The sequence below is a fragment of the Streptomyces sp. NPDC056600 genome (assembly GCF_042792855.1).
GTDB lineage: Bacteria > Actinomycetota > Actinomycetes > Streptomycetales > Streptomycetaceae > Streptomyces.
Genome location: NZ_JBHTVQ010000022.1, coordinates 18,353 through 40,513 on the forward strand (window position 1 = coordinate 18,353; position 22,161 = coordinate 40,513).

General features: G+C 72.9%; 21 protein-coding genes. 9 read left to right on the forward strand and 12 right to left on the reverse strand.

The window, feature by feature from the left end; all coding sequences use genetic code 11:
- Positions 1 to 20: 20 nt before the first annotated feature.
- Positions 21 to 1,727, reverse strand: coding sequence for a glycerol-3-phosphate dehydrogenase/oxidase (locus ACFRAV_RS13750; RefSeq protein WP_382554850.1), 1,707 nt, complete (start codon positions 1,725 to 1,727; stop codon positions 21 to 23).
- A gap of 346 nt (positions 1,728 to 2,073) precedes the next feature.
- Here ACFRAV_RS13750 and ACFRAV_RS13755 point away from each other — a divergent pair, with 346 nt between their 5' ends.
- Positions 2,074 to 3,294: a nucleotide sugar dehydrogenase gene (locus tag ACFRAV_RS13755; protein ID WP_382554852.1), complete on the forward strand. Its 1,221-nt coding sequence runs from the start codon at positions 2,074 to 2,076 to the stop codon at positions 3,292 to 3,294.
- Between the two features lie 114 nt (positions 3,295 to 3,408).
- Positions 3,409 to 4,011, forward strand: coding sequence for a hypothetical protein (locus ACFRAV_RS13760; RefSeq protein ID WP_382554854.1), 603 nt, complete (start codon positions 3,409 to 3,411; stop codon positions 4,009 to 4,011).
- An 81-nt stretch (positions 4,012 to 4,092) separates the two neighbouring features.
- On the opposite strand, the gene ACFRAV_RS13765 is transcribed toward ACFRAV_RS13760, so the two are convergent.
- The 4 genes from ACFRAV_RS13765 to ACFRAV_RS13780 form a co-directional block, all read right to left on the reverse strand.
- Positions 4,093 to 5,217 carry a GuaB3 family IMP dehydrogenase-related protein gene (locus tag ACFRAV_RS13765; RefSeq protein WP_382554856.1) on the reverse strand — a complete coding sequence of 375 codons (1,125 nt, stop codon included), beginning with the start codon at positions 5,215 to 5,217 and terminating at the stop codon, positions 4,093 to 4,095.
- A gap of 116 nt (positions 5,218 to 5,333) precedes the next feature.
- The gene (gene guaB / locus ACFRAV_RS13770; RefSeq protein WP_382554857.1) at positions 5,334 to 6,839 is read right to left on the reverse strand and encodes an IMP dehydrogenase; all 1,506 of its coding nucleotides are present in this window, start codon (positions 6,837 to 6,839) and stop codon (positions 5,334 to 5,336) included.
- Positions 6,840 to 7,061: 222 nt separating this feature from the next.
- Positions 7,062 to 7,637, reverse strand: a complete 576-nt coding sequence (locus tag ACFRAV_RS13775) for a sigma-70 family RNA polymerase sigma factor (RefSeq protein WP_108954763.1) — start codon at positions 7,635 to 7,637, stop codon at positions 7,062 to 7,064.
- Positions 7,638 to 7,930: 293 nt separating this feature from the next.
- Positions 7,931 to 8,542, reverse strand: coding sequence for a response regulator transcription factor (locus tag ACFRAV_RS13780; protein ID WP_003948568.1), 612 nt, complete (start codon positions 8,540 to 8,542; stop codon positions 7,931 to 7,933).
- A 403-nt stretch (positions 8,543 to 8,945) separates the two neighbouring features.
- Here ACFRAV_RS13780 and ACFRAV_RS13785 point away from each other — a divergent pair, with 403 nt between their 5' ends.
- The gene (locus ACFRAV_RS13785; RefSeq protein ID WP_382554858.1) at positions 8,946 to 9,314 is read left to right on the forward strand and encodes a WhiB family transcriptional regulator; all 369 of its coding nucleotides are present in this window, start codon (positions 8,946 to 8,948) and stop codon (positions 9,312 to 9,314) included.
- Positions 9,315 to 9,415: 101 nt separating this feature from the next.
- Here the strand turns inward: ACFRAV_RS13785 and ACFRAV_RS13790 are convergent, their stop codons facing one another.
- Positions 9,416 to 10,420: a LysR family transcriptional regulator gene (locus tag ACFRAV_RS13790; protein ID WP_382554860.1), complete on the reverse strand. Its 1,005-nt coding sequence runs from the start codon at positions 10,418 to 10,420 to the stop codon at positions 9,416 to 9,418.
- 82 nt (positions 10,421 to 10,502) lie between these two features.
- Here ACFRAV_RS13790 and ACFRAV_RS13795 point away from each other — a divergent pair, with 82 nt between their 5' ends.
- The 3 genes from ACFRAV_RS13795 (at position 10,503) to ACFRAV_RS13805 (ending at position 12,338) form a co-directional block, all read left to right on the forward strand.
- Entirely contained in the window at positions 10,503 to 11,171 is a 669-nt protein-coding gene (locus ACFRAV_RS13795; protein ID WP_382554862.1) for an MOSC domain-containing protein, read from the forward strand.
- A 62-nt stretch (positions 11,172 to 11,233) separates the two neighbouring features.
- Complete coding sequence (locus ACFRAV_RS13800) at positions 11,234 to 12,010, forward strand: SDR family oxidoreductase (protein WP_351110600.1); 777 nt, start codon at positions 11,234 to 11,236, stop codon at positions 12,008 to 12,010.
- Between the two features lie 145 nt (positions 12,011 to 12,155).
- Positions 12,156 to 12,338, forward strand: coding sequence for a DUF6243 family protein (locus tag ACFRAV_RS13805; RefSeq protein WP_351110602.1), 183 nt, complete (start codon positions 12,156 to 12,158; stop codon positions 12,336 to 12,338).
- Between the two features lie 107 nt (positions 12,339 to 12,445).
- Here ACFRAV_RS13805 and ACFRAV_RS13810 read toward each other — a convergent pair whose 3' ends face one another.
- From ACFRAV_RS13810 to ACFRAV_RS13820, 3 genes are all read right to left on the reverse strand, one after another.
- Positions 12,446 to 12,847, reverse strand: coding sequence for a GNAT family N-acetyltransferase (locus ACFRAV_RS13810; protein WP_382554866.1), 402 nt, complete (start codon positions 12,845 to 12,847; stop codon positions 12,446 to 12,448).
- 17 nt (positions 12,848 to 12,864) lie between these two features.
- On the reverse strand, positions 12,865 to 14,295 hold the full coding sequence (locus ACFRAV_RS13815; protein WP_382554869.1) for an NAD(P)-binding domain-containing protein: 1,431 nt from the start codon (positions 14,293 to 14,295) through the stop codon (positions 12,865 to 12,867).
- A gap of 68 nt (positions 14,296 to 14,363) precedes the next feature.
- The gene (locus ACFRAV_RS13820; RefSeq protein ID WP_382554872.1) at positions 14,364 to 14,528 is read right to left on the reverse strand and encodes a hypothetical protein; all 165 of its coding nucleotides are present in this window, start codon (positions 14,526 to 14,528) and stop codon (positions 14,364 to 14,366) included.
- Between the two features lie 184 nt (positions 14,529 to 14,712).
- On the opposite strand from ACFRAV_RS13820, the gene ACFRAV_RS13825 reads away from it, so the two are divergent.
- Positions 14,713 to 15,147: a hypothetical protein gene (locus ACFRAV_RS13825; protein WP_382554873.1), complete on the forward strand. Its 435-nt coding sequence runs from the start codon at positions 14,713 to 14,715 to the stop codon at positions 15,145 to 15,147.
- A 253-nt stretch (positions 15,148 to 15,400) separates the two neighbouring features.
- Entirely contained in the window at positions 15,401 to 16,534 is a 1,134-nt protein-coding gene (locus ACFRAV_RS13830) for a hypothetical protein (protein WP_382554875.1), read from the forward strand.
- A 294-nt stretch (positions 16,535 to 16,828) separates the two neighbouring features.
- On the opposite strand, the gene groL is transcribed toward ACFRAV_RS13830, so the two are convergent.
- Together groL and groES are read right to left on the reverse strand one after the other, a co-directional pair.
- Positions 16,829 to 18,457 carry a chaperonin GroEL gene (gene groL / locus ACFRAV_RS13835; protein WP_382554878.1) on the reverse strand — a complete coding sequence of 543 codons (1,629 nt, stop codon included), beginning with the start codon at positions 18,455 to 18,457 and terminating at the stop codon, positions 16,829 to 16,831.
- A gap of 197 nt (positions 18,458 to 18,654) precedes the next feature.
- Positions 18,655 to 18,963, reverse strand: a complete 309-nt coding sequence (gene groES, locus ACFRAV_RS13840) for a co-chaperone GroES (RefSeq protein WP_031477499.1) — start codon at positions 18,961 to 18,963, stop codon at positions 18,655 to 18,657.
- Positions 18,964 to 19,254: 291 nt separating this feature from the next.
- On the opposite strand from groES, the gene ACFRAV_RS13845 reads away from it, so the two are divergent.
- A complete protein-coding gene (locus ACFRAV_RS13845; RefSeq protein WP_382554880.1) occupies positions 19,255 to 20,457 on the forward strand; it encodes a methyltransferase domain-containing protein in 1,203 nt (400 codons plus the stop codon).
- A 470-nt stretch (positions 20,458 to 20,927) separates the two neighbouring features.
- Here ACFRAV_RS13845 and ACFRAV_RS13850 read toward each other — a convergent pair whose 3' ends face one another.
- Positions 20,928 to 22,130, reverse strand: a complete 1,203-nt coding sequence (locus ACFRAV_RS13850; RefSeq protein ID WP_382554883.1) for an LCP family protein — start codon at positions 22,128 to 22,130, stop codon at positions 20,928 to 20,930.
- Positions 22,131 to 22,161 lie beyond the last annotated feature (31 nt).

A 22,161-nucleotide genomic window follows, 5' to 3' on the forward strand; every position in this document is an offset into this window, starting at 1 on the left:
CGGGCCCGCGCGGTTCCCGCTCAGGAACGGACGATGTCGGGCGCTCCGAGCCGTGCGGCGTCGGCCGTGAGGTCGTCCGGCTGCCGCTGCGACTCCCGCTCCGCCTCCACCCGCTTCTCGTAGTGCTCGATCTCCCGTTCCTTCTTCTCCTCGTCCCAGCCGAGGACCGGCGCCATCAGCTCCGCCGCCTCCCGCGCACTGCGGGTGCCCCGGTCGAAGGTCTCGATGGAGATGCGCGTCCGCCGGGTCATCACGTCGTCGAGGTGCAGCGCCCCCTCGTGGGTGGCCGCGTACACCACCTCGGCCCGCAGATAGTCGTCCGCGCCGCCCAGCGGCATGCTCAGCGACGGGTCCTGGGCGATCAGCTCCAGCACCTCCTCGGCCAGCGAGCCGTAGCGGTTCAGCAGGTGCTCCACCCGCACCACGTGCAGGCCGGTGCGGGCCGCGATCCGCGCCCGGGCGTTCCACAGCGCCCGGTAGCCCTCGGCGCCCACCAGGGGGATCTCCTCGGTCACGCAGGGCGCGACCCTGCGGTCCAGCCCGTGCACCGCGGCGTCGACCGCGTCCTTGGCCATCACCCGGTACGTCGTGTACTTGCCGCCGGCCACCACCACGAGGCCCGGCACCGGATGGGCCACCGTGTGCTCCCGGGACAGTTTGCTGGTGGCCTCCGACTCGCCGGCCAGCAGCGGCCGCAGACCGGCGTAGACGCCCTCCACGTCGTCACGGGTGAGCGGCACCGACAGCACCGAGTTGACGTGCTCCAGCAGGTAGTCGATGTCGGCGCTGGAGGCGGCCGGGTGCGCCTTGTCGAGGCTCCACTCGGTGTCGGTGGTGCCCACGATCCAGTGCCGGCCCCAGGGGATGACGAAGAGCACGGACTTCTCGGTCCGCAGGATCAGCCCCGTCGCGGAGTGGATGCGGTCCTTGGGGACGACCAGATGGATGCCCTTGGACGCCTTGACGTGGAACTGGCCCCGCTCGCCGACCATCGCCTGGGTGTCGTCCGTCCACACGCCGGTGGCGTTGACGATCTGCTGCGCGCGGATCTCGTACTCGCCGCCGCCCTCCAGGTCCGTCACCCGGGCACCCACCACCCGCTCGCCCTCGCGCAGGAACCCGGTCACCCGCGTCCGGTTGGCGACCTGGGCGCCGTAGGCGGCGGCCGTGCGCACCAGCGTGGCGACGTAGCGCGCGTCGTCCATCTGGGCGTCGTAGTACTGCAGGGCGCCGGTCAGCGCGTCCTTGCGCAGGCAGGGCGCGACGCGCAACGCGTGACGGCGGGTCAGGTGACGGTGGCCGGGCAGGCCCCTGCCGTGGCCGCGGGCCAGGGACATGACGTCGTAGAGCGCCACGCCCGTCCCCGCGTAGGCGCGCTCCCAGGCCTTGTGCTGGAGCGGGTAGAGGAAGGGCACCGGTTTCACCAGATGGGGCGCCAGCCGCTCCAGGAGCAGGCCGCGCTCCTTCAGCGCCTCCCTGACCAGGGCGAAGTCCAGCATCTCCAGGTAGCGCAGCCCGCCGTGGACGAGCTTGCTGGAGCGGCTGGAGGTGCCCGAGGCCCAGTCCCGCGCCTCGACCAGGCCCGTCACCAGCCCGCGGGTCGCCGCGTCCAGCGCGGTGCCGGCCCCGACCACCCCTCCCCCGACGACCAGGACGTCCAGTTCCCGCTCGGCCAGGGCCGCCAGGGACTCGTCACGCTGCTCCGGCCCGAGTGTCGCTGTCCTCACCGCTGCCTCCCACGCTGTGGTCGTGTTGCCGGTCGAACTGGGTGGGTCACCCGTGCTGATCGATTCTCACCGCCCGGCTGCGGATCGGCCACCACCCGTCCCCGGCCTGTGGACAACCTTCCCGGCATCGCCGCACGTCACCGGCGGCCCGTCACTCCTGAGGCTGATCCGCGTGATCAACACGCGCACGTCGCCCACAATCCCGCATAACGGTCATATTTACTCCTAGTCTGACAGTGCGTTCACATCGGGGGATATCCCCCGGACCGCCGGTCCCGCTCGGCCGGAGGGATCTCCCGGGTGGCGCACCTGTCCCCCTCCGGCTATCGGGAAGGACGGCCCACCCATGCCCGCAGATCTCGCCGTCATCGGACTCGGACCGCTCGGCCTGCCGCTGGCCCAGGCCGCCGTCGCCGCAGGTGTCCGTACGCTCGGCTACCGCTTCGGACCGGACTCCGGTTCCCTGACCGCCGCCGAACTCCGCCGCATGCTGGCCCGCGGCTTCCGCCCCACCACCAGCCCCGACGAGCTCGCCAAGGTCCGCACCGCCGTCATCTGCGCCCCCGTCACCGAGGCCCCCGACGGCGGGCTCGACCTGACGGAGCTGACCGCCGCGGCCCGCACCCTGGCCGCCCGGCTGCACCCGCACACCACCGTGATCCTGGAGTCGCCGGTCCACCCGGGGACCACCGAGGGCCTGCTGCGCCGCCTGCTGGAGGAGGGTTCCGGCCTGGCGGCCGGCCGGGACTTCCACCTCGCCTACTCCCCCAGCCGTGTGGACCCCGGCAGCCGCACCTGGACGCCCGCCAACACCCCGACCGTGGTCGGCGGCCTCACCCCGGCCTGCACCGAGTCCGCCCTCGCCTTCTACTCCCGGATCACCGACCGGGTGGTGCGCGCCCGCGGCCTGCGCGAGGCCGAGACGGTGCAGCTGCTCGAGACCAACTTCCGGCACGTCAACATCGCCTTGGTCAACGAGATGGCGGCGCTCTGCCACGACCTGGGCGTCGACCTGTGGGACGTGATCCGCTGCGCCGAGACCAAACCGTTCGGCTTCCACGCCTTCCGCCCCGGCCCCGGCGTCGGCGGTCACGGCCTCCCCCGGGACCTGACCGCGCAGCCCGCCGGCCACGCCGCGCCCGCCCTGCGCATGGTGGACCTCGCCCGGCGGGTCAACGCCGACATGCCCCGGTACGTCGCCCGGCGGGCCGCCGCCCTGCTCAACGAGCACGGCAAGTCCGCCCGCGGCGCACGGGTCCTGCTGCTGGGGGTCACCTACAAGCCCGACCTCGACGACGCGCATCGCTCCCCCGCCGAGGAGATCGCCGTGCACCTGGGCGAGCTGGGCGCACAGGTCGTCTTCCACGACCCCTACGTCGGCGAATGGCGCGTTCACGACCGGCCCGTGCCGCGCGCCGACTCGCTCCTGGAGGCCGCGGCCAACGCGGACCTGACCGTCCTCCTCCAGCAGCACCGGGCCTACGACCTGCAGAGTCTCGCGGTGAAGGCCCAGTTGCTGCTGGACACCAGGGGGGCGACGCCGACCGGTGCGGCTCACCGGCTCTGACGGCTGCCGCGGGGCGGTCGGGCGACCGGTGGCCGGAATCCCTCGAAGGTGAAGCGGCTCCACTGCTACTCTGCCGAGTCCTCGCACACCCGCTCGTATCCCCGGGGGAACGTCATGACGCAGCCAACTCCGCCGCAGCAGCCGGCCCAGAACAACCCGTACGCGGCCGCCCCGGGCGTCCCGCCGCAGGGCCCGCCGCAGGGCGCTCCGTACGGCGCCCCCGAGGGTGCGCCGCAGGCCTACCCCGGTGCCGGCCCGGCGGCGCCGTCCTACACCGCCCCCGCGATTCCCGCGCTGCCCTCCGGCGGCAAGCTGGCGCTGGGCGCCGTGGCCGCCCTGGTCACCGGCCTGGTGGCCGCGGTGATCTACGGGATGATCATGGGCAAGGCCGAGGTGGAGGTCGGTTACGCCGCGGTGGGCGTGGGCGCGCTGGTCGGCCTGGTCAGCGGCAAGGTCGCCGGTGGCAACCCGGTGACCGCGATCATCGGCGCGATCGTCTCCCTGGGCGCCGTCTACCTCGGCCAGTTGATCGGCTACTCCGTCAGCGCCGCGGACCAGACGACGTTGCTCGGCGCCAACTTCTTCGAGGTCCTGACCGGGAACTTCGGCATCATCCAGGAGGTCTGGAGCGAGAATCTCGACCTCCTGACCATCGCGTTCATCGCCTTCGGCGGCTTCGCCGCGTTCAGCGTCGCCAAGAAGTTCGGCGACGACTGAGCCTGCCGGCCGTCACGCGACGAGGGCCCGCCCACCGGAATCGACCGGGGGCGGGCCCTCGTTGCGTGACGCGTGCGGCGGTCAGCGGCGGTGCTGGGAGTCCCCGACCGTCACCTCGACGCGCTGGAACTCCTTGAGCTCGCTGTAGCCCGTCGTGGCCATGGCCCGCTTCAGCGCGCCGAAGAAGTTCATCGACCCGTCCGGCGAGTGCGAGGGACCGGTGAGGATCTCCTCCAGCGTGCCCACGGTGCCCAGGGCGACCTTCTTGCCGCGCGGCAGCTCGGCGTTGACGGCCTCCATGCCCCAGTGGTGGCCGCGGCCCGGCGCGTCGGTGGCGCGCGCCAGCGGGGAGCCGATCATGACGGAGTCCGCGCCGCAGGCGATGGCCTTGGGCAGGTCGCCGGACCAGCCCACGCCGCCGTCCGCGATCACGTGCACGTACCGGCCGCCGGACTCGTCCATGTAGTCCCGGCGCGCCGCCGCCACGTCGGCGACCGCGGTGGCCATCGGCACCTGGATGCCCAGCACGTTGCGCGTGGTGTGCGCGGCGCCGCCGCCGAAGCCGACCAGCACTCCGGCCGCACCGGTGCGCATCAGGTGCAGCGCGGCCGTGTAGGTGGCGCAGCCGCCGACGATGACCGGCACGTCGAGCTCGTAGATGAACTGCTTGAGGTTGAGCGGCTCGTGCGAGGAGGACACGTGCTCCGCCGACACCGTGGTGCCGCGGATCACGAAGATGTCCACGCCGGCGTCCACGACCGTCTTGGAGAACTCGGCGGTGCGCTGCGGGGAGAGCGCCGCGGCGGTCACCACACCGGCGTCGCGCACCTCCTTGATGCGCTGCCCGATCAGCTCTTCCTTGATCGGGGCGGCGTAGACCTCCTGGAGGCGGCGGGTGGCCGCCTCGGCGGGCAGCTCGGCGATCTCGTCGAGCAGCGGCTGCGGGTCCTCGTACCGGGTCCACAGGCCCTCGAGGTTGAGGACGCCGAGGCCGCCCATCTCGCCGATGCGGATGGCGGTGGCCGGGGAGACGACCGAGTCCATCGGCGCGGCCAGGAACGGCAGCTCGAAGCGGTAGGCGTCGATCTGCCAGGCGATCGAGACCTCCTGCGGGTCCCGCGTACGGCGGCTCGGGACGACGGCGATGTCGTCGAAGGCGTACGCCCGGCGGCCGCGCTTGCCGCGCCCGATCTCGATCTCAGTCACGTCTGTGGCCTTTCCCTCTGCTTGTCAGGCGTCATCCAGTATCGCCGACGCCCACGAAGAGGGCGGCACCCGCACCCGGCGGGGCCGCCCTCTAGGAACTGTTCAGGTACCGCGGGTCAGATCTGGCCGCTGTAGTTCGGCGCCTCGACCGTCATCTGGATGTCGTGCGGGTGGCTCTCCTTGAGACCGGCCGAGGTGATCCGGACGAACCGGCCCTTGGACTCCATCTCGCCGATGGTCGCCGCGCCCACGTAGCCCATGGTCTGGCGCAGACCGCCGACCAGCTGGTGCAGGACGTTGGAGAGGGGGCCGCGGTAGGGCACCTGGCCCTCGATGCCCTCGGGCACCAGCTTCTCGTCGGAGCTGACCTCGGCCTGGAAGTAGCGGTCCTTGGAGTAGGACTTGCCCTGGCCGCGGGACTGCATCGCGCCGAGCGAGCCCATGCCGCGGTAGGACTTGAACTGCTTGCCGTTGATGAACTGCAGCTCACCGGGGGACTCCTCGCAGCCGGCCAGCAGGCTGCCCAGCATGACGCTGTCCGCGCCGGCCGCCAGGGCCTTGCCGATGTCGCCGGAGTACTGCAGGCCGCCGTCGCCGATCACCGGCACACCGGCCGAGCGGGCGGCGAGGGACGCCTCGTAGATGGCGCTGACCTGCGGGACGCCGATGCCGGCGACCACGCGGGTGGTGCAGATGGAACCGGGGCCGACGCCCACCTTCACGCCGTCGGCGCCGGCGTCGATGATCGCCTGCGCGCCGTCACGGGTGGCGACGTTGCCGCCGATCACGTCCACGTGCACCGCGGACTTGATCTTCGCCATCCAGCTCAGGGCGTTGCTGTTGTGGCCGTGGGAGGTGTCCACGATGAGGAAGTCGACACCCGCGGCGGCCAGCGCCTGGGCGCGCTCCAGCGCCTCGGGGCTCGCGCCGACGGCGGCGCCGACGAGCAGCCGGCCCTCCGCGTCCTTGGCGGCGTGCGGGTACTGCTCGGCCTTGACGAAGTCCTTGACCGTGATGAGGCCCTTGAGGACGCCCGCCTCGTCGACCAGCGGAAGCTTCTCGATCTTGTGCTTGCGCAGCAGCTCCATGGCGTCGGCGCCGGAGATGCCGACCGTGCCGGTGACCAGCGGCATCGGCGTCATGACCTCGTGCACCTTGCGGGTGCGGTCGGACTCGAACGCCATGTCGCGGTTGGTCACGATGCCGAGCAGCTTGCCCGCCGGGTCGGTGACCGGGACGCCGCTGATGCGGAACTTGGCGCACAGCGCGTCGGCCTCGGCGAGGGTGGCCTCCGGGTGCACGGTGATCGGGTCGGTCACCATGCCGGACTCGGAGCGCTTCACGAGGTCGACCTGGTTGACCTGGTCCTCGATCGACAGGTTGCGGTGCAGCACGCCGACGCCGCCCTGGCGGGCCATCGCGATGGCCATCCGGGACTCGGTGACCTTGTCCATCGCCGCGGACAGCAGCGGGATGTTCACCTTGATGTTCCGGGAGATCCGGGTGGAGGTGTCGACCGCGTTGGGGAGGACGTCGGACGCTCCCGGTAGCAGCAACACGTCGTCGTAGGTCAGCCCGAGCGTCGCGAATTTGGCGGGCACTCCGTCGACGTTTGCAGTCATGACACCTTCCCCATGGCCTTGATCGGTGCGGATGTCCATGCTAACGGGATCCGGCGGCGCGGCATTCCACCATTCGTGGGCGCGGCGGGTGACAGGGCGGCACCGCGTTCGGTTACGAGGGGTGAGCGGGCGACCGGCCGGCGCGCGCGAGGACGCCTCGCACCGGGCAGGAACCGCGCCGTGGCCGGAAAACGCCGGTACGGCCGTCGCAGGCCGTGACCGTCACTGCTCGGCGAGCGCCCGCAGACGGCTCAGCGCACGGTGCTGGGCGACCCGGACGGCACCGGGTGACATTCCCAACATCTGGCCGGTTTCCTCCGCCGTCAGGCCGACGGCGATGCGGAGCAGCAGCAGTTCACGCTGGTTCTCCGGGAGGTTGGCCAGCAGTTTCTTGGCCCATTCGGCGTCGCTGCTGAGCAGCGCGCGCTCCTCGGGACCGAGCGAGTCGTCGGGCCGCTCGGGCATCTCGTCGGACGGCACCGCCGTGGACCCGGGGTGGCGCATCGCGGCCCGCTGCAGGTCGGCGACCTTGTGGGCGGCGATGGCGCAGACGAAGGCCTCGAAGGGCCGGCCGGTGTCCCGGTAGCGCGGCAGCGCCAGCAGCACCGCGACGCAGACCTCCTGCGCCAGGTCCTCCACGAAGTGGCGGGCGTCGCCGGGAAGCCGGGACAGCCTGGTGCGGCAGTAGCGCAGGGCCAGCGGGTGCACCCGCGCCAGCAGGTCGTGCGTCGCCTGTTCGTCCCCGTCGACGGCACGATGGACGAGAGCACCGATCACCGTCGTCTCGTCGTCGCGCATCGCTCCATGGTGCACCGGAGCCCGCGAGGCGGGTCCGCCGCGGCCCTGGTTGTGCACCGAAGCGTTATGAGCAGGTGCGCCGGCACTCATCCGCTGCGCCCTCCCCTTCCGCTCGACCGACTCGTCCCCGAGAACTCCACATCTCAAGGATGCGGCATCCGCGGCGAAACGAGCATCGGGCACCCGTCAGGAGGTTCTGCAGTCTCCGTCACGGGTGCGGCAGGCGGGGTCCGCCGGAGGAATCTCCGGTACCCCGCCCTGACGCAGTCATCGAGGCGACCCACCGGCGGGTCCTAACGGACCAGACCCCACCGGAAGCCGAGTGCCACGGCATGGGCCCGGTCCGAGGCGCCGAGCTTCTTGAAGAGCCGGCGGGCGTGGGTCTTGACCGTGTCCTCGGAGAGGAACAGCTCGCGGCCGATCTCGGCGTTGGAGCGTCCGTGGCTCATGCCCTCGAGGACCTGGATCTCGCGCGCCGTGAGCGTGGGCGCGGCGCCCATCTCGGCGGAACGGAGCCGGCGCGGGGCCAGCCGCCAGGTCGGGTCGGCCAGGGCCTGCGTCACCGTGGCGCGCAGTTCGGCCCGGGAGGCGTCCTTGTGCAGGTAGCCGCGGGCGCCGGCGGCGACGGCGAGCGCCACGCCGTCCAGGTCCTCGGCGACCGTCAGCATGATGATGCGGGCCCCGGGGTCGGCGGAGAGGAGGCGGCGGACCGTCTCGACACCGCCCAGGCCGGGCATGCGGACGTCCATGAGAATGAGGTCCGAGCGGTCGGCACCCCAGCGGCGGAGGACTTCCTCGCCGTTGGCCGCCGTCGTCACGCGCTCGACGCCGGGCACGGTCGCGACCGCGCGGCGGAGCGCCTCTCGGGCAAGCGGGGAGTCGTCACAGACGAGGACGGAAGTCATGACCGCCCTCCGCAGCTGATGCGCGTCACCTTGAGCCTCCAGGCTGGTACGAAATCGTCACCTGTGCGGTCGATCCTTCGTGGGCCTCTCGGATCATCCACCCGAGCGCTTGTTCCGTCGACCGCCTCGCCCTCTCAACGACGGTCACTCGAAAGAGTTACGGGGAGAAAGGCCGCCTTCAGCACTCTACGTGAGGGGGTCATCACCTCTCGGTCACACACAGCATGCACACAAGTTTTCCTCAGGCCGTCTGACCTGATTGGCCCCATTTCTTCCGTTTTGCGGGTGTCTGTGACTAGATTCGCAATGAGTCATATTTTCATCTCCTTAGATCGTTCGTAGATCTTCATTGATCGCGGGTACGCGGTCGCCGAACCGGCAACCAGCACCAAGGGGACACGTCATGGCTGATTTCTCCCGCCTTCCCGGTCCTAACGCGGACCTGTGGGACTGGCAACTCCACGCCGCCTGCCGCGGGGTCGACAGTTCGCTCTTCTTCCATCCGGAGGGGGAACGCGGGGCGGCGCGCAGCGCCCGTGAGAACTCGGCCAAGGAGGTGTGCATGCGGTGCCCGGTCCGGGCGGAGTGCGCGGCGCACGCCCTGGCGGTACGCGAGCCCTACGGGGTCTGGGGCGGCCTCACCGAGGACGAGCGCGAGGAGCTGATGGGGCGGGCACGCCACCGCCTGGTGCCGGTGCCGGACCGCGGGGGCCACGCGGCGCACGGCGGCCACGGCATGGGGCCCGACGGCGACGGCGAGGGCATCGACTAGGGGCACGGTCGCCGGTCACGAGTGAAACGTTTCTGCGGTGCGGGCGCGGTGCAGGCGCGGCGCGGGTGCGGGCGCGGCGCGGTGCGGGTGCGCCCCCGGGCTCAGCCCCGGGCGGCCGCCGCGCGCTCCAGCTGGCGGAGGGTGGCCGCCACGGCCGGGACGTGCTCCAGGTCGGCGAGGGTGAGGGCGACGACCTCGCGCCGCACCGCCGGTTCGACGCGGACCTCCCGCACGCCCCGCCCCCGCACCGCCTCCACCGCCAGCCGGGGCAGCACCGCCACCCCGAGCCCGGCGCCGACCAGCCCGACCACCGCCGGGTAGTCGTCCGTCGCGAAGTCGATCCGCGGCGTGAAGCCCGCCTGGGCGCACACCTCCACCAGCTGCCCCCGGCACCGGGGGCAGCCCGCGATCCACGGCTCCCCGGCCAGCTCGCCGATGCCCACGGACTCGGCGGCCGCCAGCGGATGCCCCTCGGGCACCAGACCCACCAGGCGGTCGCTCAGCAGCGGCCGCACCACCAGGTCGTCCCACTCCTCCGACTCGGACCGCGTTGCCTGGCCGGCTCCCGTTCGCGTTCGGACGCCGTCGGCTCCCGTCCCCGGTCCGGTCCCCGTTTCCGTCCCCGTTCCCGGCTCCGGGGAATCTCCCGCGCGGCCGTACCGGAAGGCCAGCGCCACGTCGCAGTCGCCGGCGCGGAGCATCTCCACCGAACGCGGCGGCTCCGCCTCCTCCAGCGACACCTGGGTGCCGGGATGCTCGGCCCGCAGCGCGGCCAGCGCCGTCGGCACCAGGGTGGAGCTTCCGCTGGGGAACGACACCAGCCGTACCCGCCCGGCCCTCAGCCCGGCGATCGCGGCGACCTCCTCCTCCGCGGCGGTCAGGCCCGCGAGGATGCCCGCCGCGTGGCGTACCAGCGCCTCGCCCGCCTGGGTGAGGCGCATGCCCCGCCCGGCGCGGACGATCAGCGGCGTGCCCGCCGAGGACTCCAGCGCCTTCATCTGCTGGCTCACGGCCGGCTGGGTGCAGCCCAGCTCCCGCGCCGCGGCGGAGAAGGAACCGGTGGCGGCGACGGCACGCAGGACACGGAGATGACGAGCTTCGATCACCCTTCCGAGCATAAGCCAGCCTTGGAGTGCGACGGGAAAAACTCTCTCCCGCTTTGGGGGACCGGCGCTACCGTTGCCGCTTATGAAGGTCCTCTCGATCAATCTCGGCTCCGCCTCCGCCGTCCCCTACACGGGCCAGCGCGACGGCCTGACCGGCATCGACAAGCGGCCGGTCGACGGCCCCGTCCAGATCTCCGCCCCCGGCCCCAAGGGGACCGGGGCGAGCGGCGTGACCGGCGACGCCATCTGCGAACTGCGTCATCACGGCGGCGACGACCAAGCGGTCTACGCCTTCGCCCGCGAGGACCTGGACGAGTGGGAGCGCGAGCTCGGCCGCCCGCTGCGCAACGGGGTCTTCGGCGAGAACCTCACCGTCTCCGGCCTCGACGTCTCCGGCGCGCGCCTCGGCGAACGGTGGCGCGTCGGGCCGGACGTCGTCCTCCAGGTCACCTCGCCCCGGATCCCCTGCAACACCTTCCAGGGCCACATGGCCGAGCCGCAGTGGGTGAAGCGCTTCACCGCGAAGGGGGCGCCCGGCGCCTATTTCCGCGTGGTCACCCCCGGCGAGGTCCGCGCCGGCGACGCCGTGGAGGTCGTCCGCCGCCCGGACCACGAGGTGACGATCGCCCTGTGCTTCCGCGCCCTGACCCTGGAGCGCGCCCTGCTGCCCCGCCTGCTGGAGGCGGGCGAGGACCTGCCCGATGAGGAGCGCGCGGCCGTCCACAAGTACATGGCGCGGCAGTCCTCCTGACCCGCGTTCCCCACCGGCCGCCCCGCCTCCCGGACGCTTCACCGCCTGCATAACCTGACCCCATGACTACGGCTCTGATCACAGGTTCGACGGCCGGCCTCGGGGCCGCCTTCGCACGACGGCTGGCGGCCCGCGGGCACAACCTGGTGCTGGTGGCCAGGGACACCGAGCGGCTGCGCACGCAGGCGACCGAACTCCACGACCGGCACGGCATCGAGGCCGAGGTGCTCACCGCGGACCTGGCCACCGACGAGGGCATCGACGCGGTGGCCGTCCGCCTCGCCGACCGGCGCCACCCGGTGGACCTGCTGGTCAACAACGCGGGCTTCGGCAACAAGGGCCGCTACCTGGAGGTCCCGGTCGCCGACGAGCTGCGGATGCTCAAGGTCCACTGCGAGGCCGTGCTGCGGCTGACCACAGCGGCGGTCGAGGGGATGCGCGAGCGAGGACGGGGCGGTGTGATCAACGTGGCCTCGGTCGCGGCCTTCGTCCCGCGCGGCACCTACGGCGCGTCCAAGGCCTGGGTCGTCCAGTTCACCCAGGGCGCGGCCCGCGACCTGGCCGCCGACGGCGTCCGGCTGACGGCGCTGTGCCCGGGGTTCGTGCGCACCGAGTTCCACGAGCGGGCCGGCATGGGCACCGGCAACATCCCGGGCTGGATGTGGCTGGACGCCGACAAGGTCGTCACCGCGGCGCTGGACGACTTCGCACGCGGCCGGACCGTCTCCATCCCGGACCCCCGCTACAAGGCCCTGCTCGGCCTGACCAAGCTGGTCCCGCGCAACCTGCTCGGCGGCGTCTCCTCCTCGGCGGGCCGCAAGTACGGCCCCGGCCGCTGAGGCCCCGTCCGGAGCGGGCGGTCCCGCACGAAGGGCGGTCCCGCGACGGGGCCGGTTAGGCTACGGGCAGCCGGGGCAGTTCCGATTCCGGTGGGCGTCATGACCCAGCCGTGTTGCAGCCCACCACTCACCGATGGGGATCCCCATGGCCAACCGACGCAACGACATGCTCGGCGTCGGCGGACAGCGCAAGAAGCTGTCCCGTTCCGACCAGCAGGCCTCCGTCACCGCGAGCTCGAACAGCCGGCAGACGGCCGCCGAGCAGAAGCGTGAACTGCTGCGCAAGATGCGCGAGCGCACGCAGCCGGGGCAGGGCACGCAGCAGTGACGCGCTGACACCCGTGGGGCCGCCTCCTTCTTCCGGAAGGAGGCGGCCCCACGCGTTCACCCCGCGCACCGCCGCACCGCCGCGCGGCCGCGTCCGCGGGTTCGTCCTCAGGACGTCAGGTCGAGCAGTCCCGCCGCGGTCGTCCGGAAGCCGCAGGCGTCGAAGTAGAACGTCCGCAGCGGCTCCTCGAAGTCGACGTGGAGCCACCCGCACCCCGCGCCCCTGGCCTCGTCGGCCGCCCTGCGGACCACGGCGGCACCGATGCCTTCGCCCTGGCGGTCCGGGGCCACGGCCGTGTCCAGCAGGAACGCGTGCGTGCCGCCGTCCCAGGCGGCGTTGACGAACCCCACCAGGGTCCCGCCGTCACGGGCGCAGACCCAGCCGAGACTGTGCCGCCGCAGCTGCTCCGTCCATCCGCTCTCCCCCGGCGGACGGCCGAACGCCGCGGCGTGCAACGCCTCCAGCTCCGCCTCCCCGACCTCACCGCGCCACTCGTACGTGATCGTCATGCGGGGAGGCTAGGGCCTCAGCCGCAGCAGCCGCCGCCGTTTTCGGCCGGGCTCGCGCTCTCCTGCGGGCGCTTGCCGAGCGCGACGACCTGCGGTGCCTGGACGACGGCGGAGGCCGGGGAGCAGCAGCCGCTCTCAGCGAACTCCGCGGACTCGGCGGATCCCCTGGACTCGGCGGCGGGGGTGTCGAAGAGGCCCGCGCCACCGCAGACCCCGGTCTCGGGGAGGACCAGTTCGACGCGGTCGGCGGACTCGGTGTCGCCGGCCAGCGCGGCGACCACCGAGCGGACCTGCTCATACCCGGTGAGCGCCAGGAACGTCGGGGCGCGGCCGTAGGACTTGGCTCCGACCATGTAGAAGTCCCGCTCGGGGTGGCCGAGTTCGCGGTGTCCGTGCGGGTAGACCGTGCCGCAGGAGTGCTGGTTGGGGTCGATCAGCGGGGCCAGCTCGACGGGGGCCTGCAGTCGTTCGTCGAGGCCGAGGCGGATCTCGGAGAGGAACGACAGATCGGGACGGAGCCCGGTCAGGACGATCACCTCGTCGACGGCGTCGAGGCGGCGGCCGTCCTCGGCGGTGAGCACGAGGCGCCCGTCGCCGTCGCGCTCGACGGAGGCGGTGCGGAAGCCGGTGACGGCGGAGGCGTGGCCCTGCTCCACGGCGGCCTTGGCGGCGAGGCCGAGGGCGCCGCGGGCGGGGAGCTGGTCGGCGGTGCCGCCGCCGAAGGTGGAGCCGGAGATGCCACGGCGCAGGATCCAGGTGGCGTGCGTGCCGGCGCCGTCCTCGGCCCGGGCCAGCTCGGCGAGGGCGGCGAGGGCGGTGAAGGCCGAGGCGCCGGAGCCGATCACGGCGGTGCGGCGGCCTGCGTACCGGGCGCGCGCCGCGGGGTCGTTCAGGTCGGGCACGCGGTAGGCGACGCGGTCCGCGGCGGCCTTCTCCCCCGGGGCGGGCAGGCCGTCGCCGCCGGCCGGGCCGGGCAGGGTCCAGCTGCCGGAGGCGTCGATCACCGCGGCGGCCAGGAGCCGCTCCTCGCTGCCGTCGGCGTGGGTGACGTGCACGGTGAACGGCTGGTCCTCGCGCTCGGCGTCGACCACCCGGTCCCGGCCGACGCGGGAGACCCCGGTGACGGTGGCCCCGTAGCGGACCGTCTCGCCCAGGACGTCGGCCAGCGGCCGCAGGTACCGCTCGGCCCAGTCGCCGCCGGCGGGGTAGGTGGTGGGGTCCGGGCGGGTCCAGCCCGTGGGGGCGAGGAGCTTCTCGGCCTCGGCGTCCACCAGCTCGCTCCAGGTGGAGAAGAGCCGCACGTGGGCCCACTCCCGCACCGCCGCCCCGGCGGCCTCCCCCGCCTCCAGCACGAGCGGGGTGAGCCCGCGCCCGGTGAGGTGCGCGGCGGCAGCCAGGCCGACGGGGCCGGCTCCGATGACGACGACGGGAAGCTGCTGCTCGGTCATGACGACTCCAGGTGCTGCGGGTGCGGGCGGTGGGTGACGGAACGTGCGCGAGCGGGCGACGCGGGCGGTCAGTGGAATCTGAGCGCGAGCGTCATGGCGCGTTCCCGGGCCGCCTCCGCGCGGCACGACCGGGTGCAGACCTCGCCGGTGCGCTCCGAGTAGCTGACCCGGACCAGGTCCGCGGTGGTGCGGCGCACGCGGGCGGCGGCAAGAGCGGTACGCAGGGAAGACATGGCCGAGCACTCCTCATATCGACAGACATCGATCTCTTGACAGATCCAGCATGGCAGAGTGATTCGACGAACGTCAACATAGACGTTCATCGAATCTGCGGCCGGGGCGACCAGCCGGAAAACCGGAGGATTCCGCAGCCGAGACCGTGTCACCATGCGGCCATGACTCCGACCCGAAAGGGCGATGCCGCGTAGGCCGCCCGGCGCCGTCCGCGCCCGCACCTGGTCCGCCTCCGTCCGGACCCGCCCCTTCAGCCGCGTCCCCGGCCTGCGGAGGGACGCCGAGACAGCCGTCCGACGCCTCGAAGCGCGGAGGTTCTCACCCGGCTTCCTCACCGAGGCGCTGCTGACCTACGAGGCCTTCCTGCGCCGCCCCGGCCGGTGGCTCTACGTACCCCCCGGCGACTGCCCGTGCTGCGACCCGGTCCAGGCGCGGGACGACGTGGAATCCCTCCTCCATGCCCTGCCGTCCGGCCCGCGCCGCCAGCTGGCCCGCATCGTGGCCGCGCTCGACGCCGAGTTCGAACGCCGCACCCTCCCGGACCCGGCGGCCGCCCACCGCCGGCCGCTCCCCGCCTCACCGCGCCCCTGGTGGCACCTCCGCCTGGCGGGCGCGTAGCCCGACGCCCGCTCCGCCCGCTGAAGCGGTGGGCCTGGAGCGGGCGTTACCCCTGGGAGTGAATCAGCCGCGGGAAAGCGCCCCAGACTCGGGCATATTCACCGAACGCACCCTAAGCACTACGCACTGTGCAGTAGCGTCGTCTCGTCAACCTGCCCCAGGCCGGGTTCGGTTGGCGCACAAGAGAACGGCCCCCGGGACGGTTGCACCCGTCCGCGAGGGCCTGAACCACGACGGGAAAGAGGCTCCCACGGTGATCTGCCGCAACTTTATCGCGCCCACGCGCGCGTTCACCCAGCTCGCCAACGAGATCATCCGGCACCCACGGCTGTCCTCGGACGCGGCTCGCGTCCTGACCTGGCAGCTCTCCCTTCCGCCCGGGGCGGCGGAGACGCTGTCGGAGACCGCGAAGCGCGCCCGCATCGGCGGGTCGGCCTTCACCACCGCCAAGCGTCAGCTCATCGCCGAGGGCTACGTCCACGAGCGGCGCGTGCAGATCGAGCGCGGGCGCTGGGCCACCCGGCAGCTCGTCTCCAGCGTGCCGCTACGGGCGGCCGAGGCGGACAAGTTCCTCGCCGCCCTGCCGACGCAGGGGAGGGACACCATTCACCGGGTGTCGCCGCAGGTGGCGCCGAGTGGCCGTCCTCCGGCCGCCGGTGGGCCGACCACCCCGCCGACCGACGGTCCTTCCCTCCGCAATACGAATGAGCTGGGCAACACTTCCCACCATCCGGGGGCGACACCGGACGCGGACGACAGAGCGGACGCGGACGCAGAGGTCGGCAACGCGGAGGCAGAGGCCGGCGACGCGGAGGCACGCGCAGGTGTGGACGTGGCGGGTGGGCCCGGCTCACACCATGCCCCTGCGGCTGCGGCTGCGGCTGCGGAACAGGAGCCCGCGCCCGAGGGGCCCGAATGCGCCCAGGTACCGGAACCCGCGCCCGCCCGGGAGGAGGAAGCCGCCCCCGACTGCGCCCAGGAGACGCTCGACCTCGCCTGGGCACTCGTCGCAGCGTTCCCGATGCTCGATCCGGAGCTCCGCGGCATCCCCCGCGCCATGCGCCCGGAGCTGACCCGGCTCACCGCCCGCTGGCTGGCCGCGGGCCACACCCCCGGCGACATCCGCACCCACATCCTGCGCGGCCTGCCCACCGACGGCGCCCCCGTACTCAGGCCCGGCGGCCTCTTGCGCTACCTGCTCACCGAGGTGCCGCCGCGCTCCGCCTCCCGCACGGGCGGCCCGCCGCCGGAGACTCCCCCGAAGCCGTCGCCGCTCCGCGAGTGCGAAGGCACCCGCCACGACGTCCCGATGATGTTCCGGCCCGTCGAGGACGAATCCCTCTGCCCGGGCTGCCTCGACGCGATCGTGGAGGCGGCCCGGTTCTGACCCACGTCGGCAACAGCGAGCGACGCAAGACCACTTCGGGATCGCGACAGGTGATCGGGTTCCCCCCGGACACTCCCCGGACCCGGGTCGTCGTCGCCGCCGGGCAGCCACCGCACGCTCAGGAGTACGCCGAGCTCTCCTGGGAGCCGGCCGCGAACGGAAGCTGTCAGTGGCGGGCTTCCGCCTGGTATCACCCCTTCGGCGCAGCTCGGGAACGCGCAGGTCGGCCACGCGCCGAGGCCCGGCGTCCCGCGGGGAGCGGGAGGCCGGGCCTCGGTGGGAGAGCGGGGTGGCTCAGTGGGAGTGGCCGTGGCTGTGGCCGTGGCCCGCCGGGGCCTCTTCCTCTTCCTTCTTCTCGACGACCAGGGTCTCGGTCGTGAGGAGCAGGGAGGCGATGGAGGCGGCGTTCTCCAGGGCGGAGCGGGTGACCTTGACCGGGTCGATGACGCCGGACTTCACCAGGTCGCCGTACTCGCCGGTGGCGGCGTTGTAGCCCTGGCCCTTGTCCATCTCCTGGACCTTGGAGACGATCACGTAGCCCTCGAGGCCCGCGTTCTCGGCGATCCAGCGCAGCGGCTCGACGACCGCGCGGCGGACGACGGAGACACCGGTGGCCTCGTCGCCGGACTTGTCGAGGTTGCCCTCGAGGACCTTGGCGGCGTGGACCAGCGCGGAGCCACCACCGGAGACGATGCCCTCCTCGACCGCGGCGCGGGTCGCGGAGATGGCGTCCTCCAGACGGTGCTTCTTCTCCTTCAGCTCCACCTCGGTGGCGGCGCCGACCTTGATCACGCACACGCCGCCGGCCAGCTTCGCGAGACGCTCCTGGAGCTTCTCGCGGTCCCAGTCGGAGTCCGTGGACTCGATCTCGGCCTTGATCTGGGCGACGCGGCCGTGGACGTCCTCGGAGGAGCCGGCGCCGTCGACGACGGTGGTGTCGTCCTTGGTGACGGTCACGCGGCGCGCGGAGCCGAGCACCTCGAGGCCGACCTGGTCGAGCTTGAGGCCGACCTCCTCGGCGATGACCTGGGCGCCCGTGAGGACGGCCATGTCCTGGAGCATCGCCTTGCGGCGGTCGCCGAAGCCCGGGGCCTTGACCGCGACGGCGTTGAACGTGCCGCGGATCTTGTTGACGACCAGGGTCGACAGGGCCTCGCCCTCGACGTCCTCGGCGATGATCAGCAGCGGACGCGAGGCGTTCGACTGGATGATCTTCTCGAGCAGCGGCAGGAGGTCCTGGATGGAGGAGATCTTGCCCTGGTTGATGAGGATGTACGGGTCCTCGAGGACGGCCTCCATGCGCTCCTGGTCCGTCACGAAGTACGGGGACAGGTAGCCCTTGTCGAAGGCCATGCCCTCGGTGAAGTCCAGCTCCAGACCGAAGGTGTTGGACTCCTCGACGGTGATGACACCGTCCTTGCCGACCTTGTCCATCGCCTCGGCGATGAGCTCGCCGACCTGCTTGTCCTGGGCGGACAGCGCGGCGACGGCGGCGATGTCGGACTTCTCCTCGATCGGGCGGGCGGTCGCCAGGAGGTCCTCGGACACGGCCTTCACCGCGGCGTCGATGCCCTTCTTCAGGGCGGCCGGGGAGGCGCCGGCGGCGACGTTGCGCAGACCCTCGCGGACCAGGGCCTGGGCGAGCACGGTCGCGGTGGTCGTACCGTCACCGGCGATGTCGTTGGTCTTGGTCGCGACCTCCTTCACCAGCTGGGCGCCGAGGTTCTCGTACGGGTCCTCGATCTCCACCTCGCGGGCGATGGTGACGCCGTCGTTGGTGATGGTCGGGGCGCCGAACTTCTTGTCGATGACGACGTTGCGGCCCTTCGGACCGATCGTCACCTTGACCGTGTCGGCCAGCTTGTTGACGCCGCGCTCGAGGGCGCGACGGGCGTCCTCGTCGAACTTCAGGATCTTCGCCATGGGAGCGGTTCAGCCCTCTCGGGAGAATGCGGTGTATCGCCGTCTGTCGGAGCAATACGAAGTCTTGAAAAAGCGAACTGCGCCCCGGCGCCCGGCTTATGGCGCGGGAGTCCGGGGCGCAGCTCGATGCTTCTTGGAGAAGCGGGCTTCGGCGGAAGCGAGCATCTGTCGAGCAGGCTTCGGCGAAGCGGGGTGAACTACTTCTCGATGACCGCGAGGACGTCGCGGGACGAGAGGACGAGGTACTCCTCGCCGTTGTACTTCACCTCGGTGCCGCCGTACTTGCTGTAGAGCACGATGTCGCCGACCTTGACGTCGAGCGGCAGGCGCTCGCCGTTCTCGAAGCGACCCGGGCCCACGGCCAGGATGACGCCCTCCTGGGGCTTCTCCTTGGCGGTGTCCGGAATGACCAGGCCAGAGGCCGTGGTCTGCTCGGCGTCGAGCGGCTGGACCACGATGCGGTCCTCGAGCGGCTTGATGGCAACCTTGGAGCTGGCGGTCGTCACGATCCGACCTCCCCCTTCGGAGATCTCACGGGGTTAACTGTCTGAGGTGGCGACCAGGTCGATCCGTCGTCGCGGGTGCCGGACCTGCCCGTCGCTGTGTTGGCACTCACCGGGGGCGAGTGCCAAGGCTGAGACTATGACCGGGGTTAGCACTCGGTCAAGCGGAGTGCCAATTTCTCGGCGGGTTGCGTGAAGCCCCGCCCCCGTCGGACGTGCGCGGGGCGGCTCGCGAGGCTCCTCCGGCCCCGGGGCGGGGACCGTCCCGCGGCCCCGGGCAGGGACAATGGGGCGGTGAGTGAGACCGCTGATCCGTCGGCCGCGTTCGCGGCGCTGTTGACCGCCGAGGGCCGTGCCCTGCTGGACGAGGTGCGGGACGTGACGCCTGGCGAGGAGCTGGCCGTGGCCACCAGGCTGCGGCGGGACCACTCCCCCGGGCTGGTGTCGTCCGCCCTGGCCCAGGCCCGTCTGCGCAACCGCGCCGCCGCGAAGTTCGGCGCGGACGACGCCCGGCGGATGTTCTTCACCCCGCACGGCGTCGAGCAGTCCACCCGCGCCTCGGTGGCCGCGCACCGGGCCGCGCGGTTCGCCGGGCTCGGCGTGCGGTCCGTCGCCGACCTGTGCTGCGGGATCGGCGGCGACGCGATCGCGCTGGCGCGGGCCGGCGTCCGCGTCCTGGCCGTCGACCGCGACCCGCTGACCGCCGCCGTCGCCCGGGCCAACGCGGAGGCGCTGGGCCTGGCCGGCCTGATCGAGGTGCGGGAGGCCGACGTCACCGAGATCGACACCGCCCCGTACGACGCCGTCTTCGTGGACCCGGCGCGCCGCGGCGGCCGGGGCCGGATCTTCGACCCGGAGGCCTACTCCCCGCCGCTCTCCTGGGCGGTCGGGGCCGCCCGCGGCGCCTCGCGGGCCGCCGCGCTGAAGGTGGCCCCCGGCATCCCGCACGAGGCGGTGCCCGAGGACGCCGAGGCGGAGTGGATCTCGGACGGCGGTGACGTCAAGGAGGCGGTCCTCTGGTTCGGCGAGACGGCCCGCCCGGGCGCGGTGTGCGCCACGCTGCTGCCCGGCCCGCGCCGGCTGCTCGGCCGGGGGCTGCCCGACCCGGAGGTCCGGCCGGTCGGCCGGTACCTGTACGAGCCGGACGGCGCGGTGATCCGCGCGCACCTGGTCGCCGAGGTCGCCGAGGAGGTCGGCGGCGGGCTGATCGACGAGACCATCGCCTTCGTCACCGCCGACGAGCCGCGGCCCACCGCGTACGCCACGGGGTACGAGATCACCGACACGCTGCCCTTCAACGTCAAGAAGCTGAAGGCCCTCCTGCGGGAGCGGCAGGTCGGCACGCTCACCGTGAAGAAGCGCGGGTCGGCGGTCGAGCCGGAGGAGCTGCGCCGCAAGGCGCTTCCCAAGCCGCAGGGGCGGAACGCGGTCACGGTCTTCCTGACCCGGGTCGCGGGCGCCCCCACGATGCTCCTGGGGCACCCGCTCCCCCGCTGAGACCTGCCGCCGGCCCCCGATGCCCGGGACGGCCCGTCGGGCACCGGAGCGGCCGTCGGAGCGGCCGTGGCGCGCCGGAGCGGCGTCGGGTACCGGACGACGGCGTCACCACCCGGCGCCGGGGATCAGGCCCCGTGGATCACCGCCGGCACCCTCCGCGGGAGGCAGACGGTCACGCCCTGCGGCACGGCGCCACCCTCCCCGCCCTAGCCGCGCCCCGCGCGGGAAAGGGCGCCCCGCGCGGGCAGCGCGGGCGACGGGCCCCGCCGCCCCTCGGCCATGGCTACCGCCGCGCATTCCCCGCAGCGGCCCCCGCCGCCCACCTCGCGCCCACCGCCACCGTCATCCGCCTCCCACGCGCCCTCCGCCGCGCGACGGTGTCTGCCGTACCGGTGAGGCGCCCCGGCCCGCCCCCTGGCCCGGGATCAGGACCTGGCCTCAGGGCCCGGCGGCCGGGTCCTGAGGGAACGTCACTGCACCGGAACGTCCCGACGGGGCGACGAGGGGGACGACGACGGGGCCGCGGTCGAAGGCGGCGTCGAGGCCGACGTCGGTGTGGGCGTCGGCGTCGGATCGGGGAACGGCTCCGCGCCCGGGAGCAGGGAGGCCCACAGGTCGCCCGCCTCCGGTTCGTCCGGGACCAGCCGGTTGCGGTCGCTGGGGGCGGGGACCACCGGGAGGGTCACCGTGCGGACGGCCTCCGGGGTGAGGTCGCGCAACGTGCGGGCGAAGGCGGCCAGTTCGGACAGCGAGTCCAGCCCGGTGTCCGCGGTGAGCCCGGAGGTCGCCGCGTCCGCCACCTGGTACAGCCGCACCGGGTCGGTCAGCAGGTCCGCCTCGGCGACCTGTTCGAGCAGCGCCGTCACCAGCTTCTGCTGCAGGCCTATGCGGCCCAGGTCGCCGCCGTCGCCGATGCCGTGGCGGGTGCGGGCCAGTGCCAGGGCGTCCTCCCCGTACAGGCGTTGGACGCCGGCGTCGACGGTGAGGTGGCTCTTGTCGTCGTCGATGGGCTGCTCCAGCTCGACCGTCACGCCGCCCAGCGCGTCCACCAGATCCGCGAAGCCCGCGAAGTCGATCTCCAGGTAGTGGTCCACCGGCACACCGGACATGGCTTCCACCGTCTTGACCGCGCAGACCGGACCGCCCACGGCGTAGGCGCTGTTGAACATCACGCCCTGCGCGACGGCCGTGGTGCCGCCGTCCGGCAGCGGACAGGCCGGGCGGGTCACCAGGGTGTCGCGCGGGACGGAGACCACCGTCGCCGAGGCCCGTTCCTCGTCCAGGTGCACCACCATCGCGGTGTCCGAGCGGGCGCCGCCCGGAGGCCCGCCGCCCAGACGGCGGTTCTCCTCGCCGTCACGCGAATCGGTGCCCAGCACCAGGATGTTCAGCGCCCCGCCGCCCGCCCCCTCACCGGCCGCGGCGGACGCCGACGGCCCGCCGGACCCCACCGGCATGCCGACCGGCGCGTGCGGCCGCTCGTCCCCCAGCGCGGCGTCGAGATCGACGCTGCGGATGTTGTCGTTCAGATGCCGGTAGACCCAGCCGCCCCCCACGGCGCCGAGCACCAGCACTCCCCCGAGCGTGTATCCCACGGCCCTCTTCCAGCGCCTGCGCGGCACCTGGACGGCGGCCCCCCGGCCACGCTCCCCGTTCCCCTCGTTGTCACTCACGGGCAGAACATAAGTCCGAATGCCGTCAGGA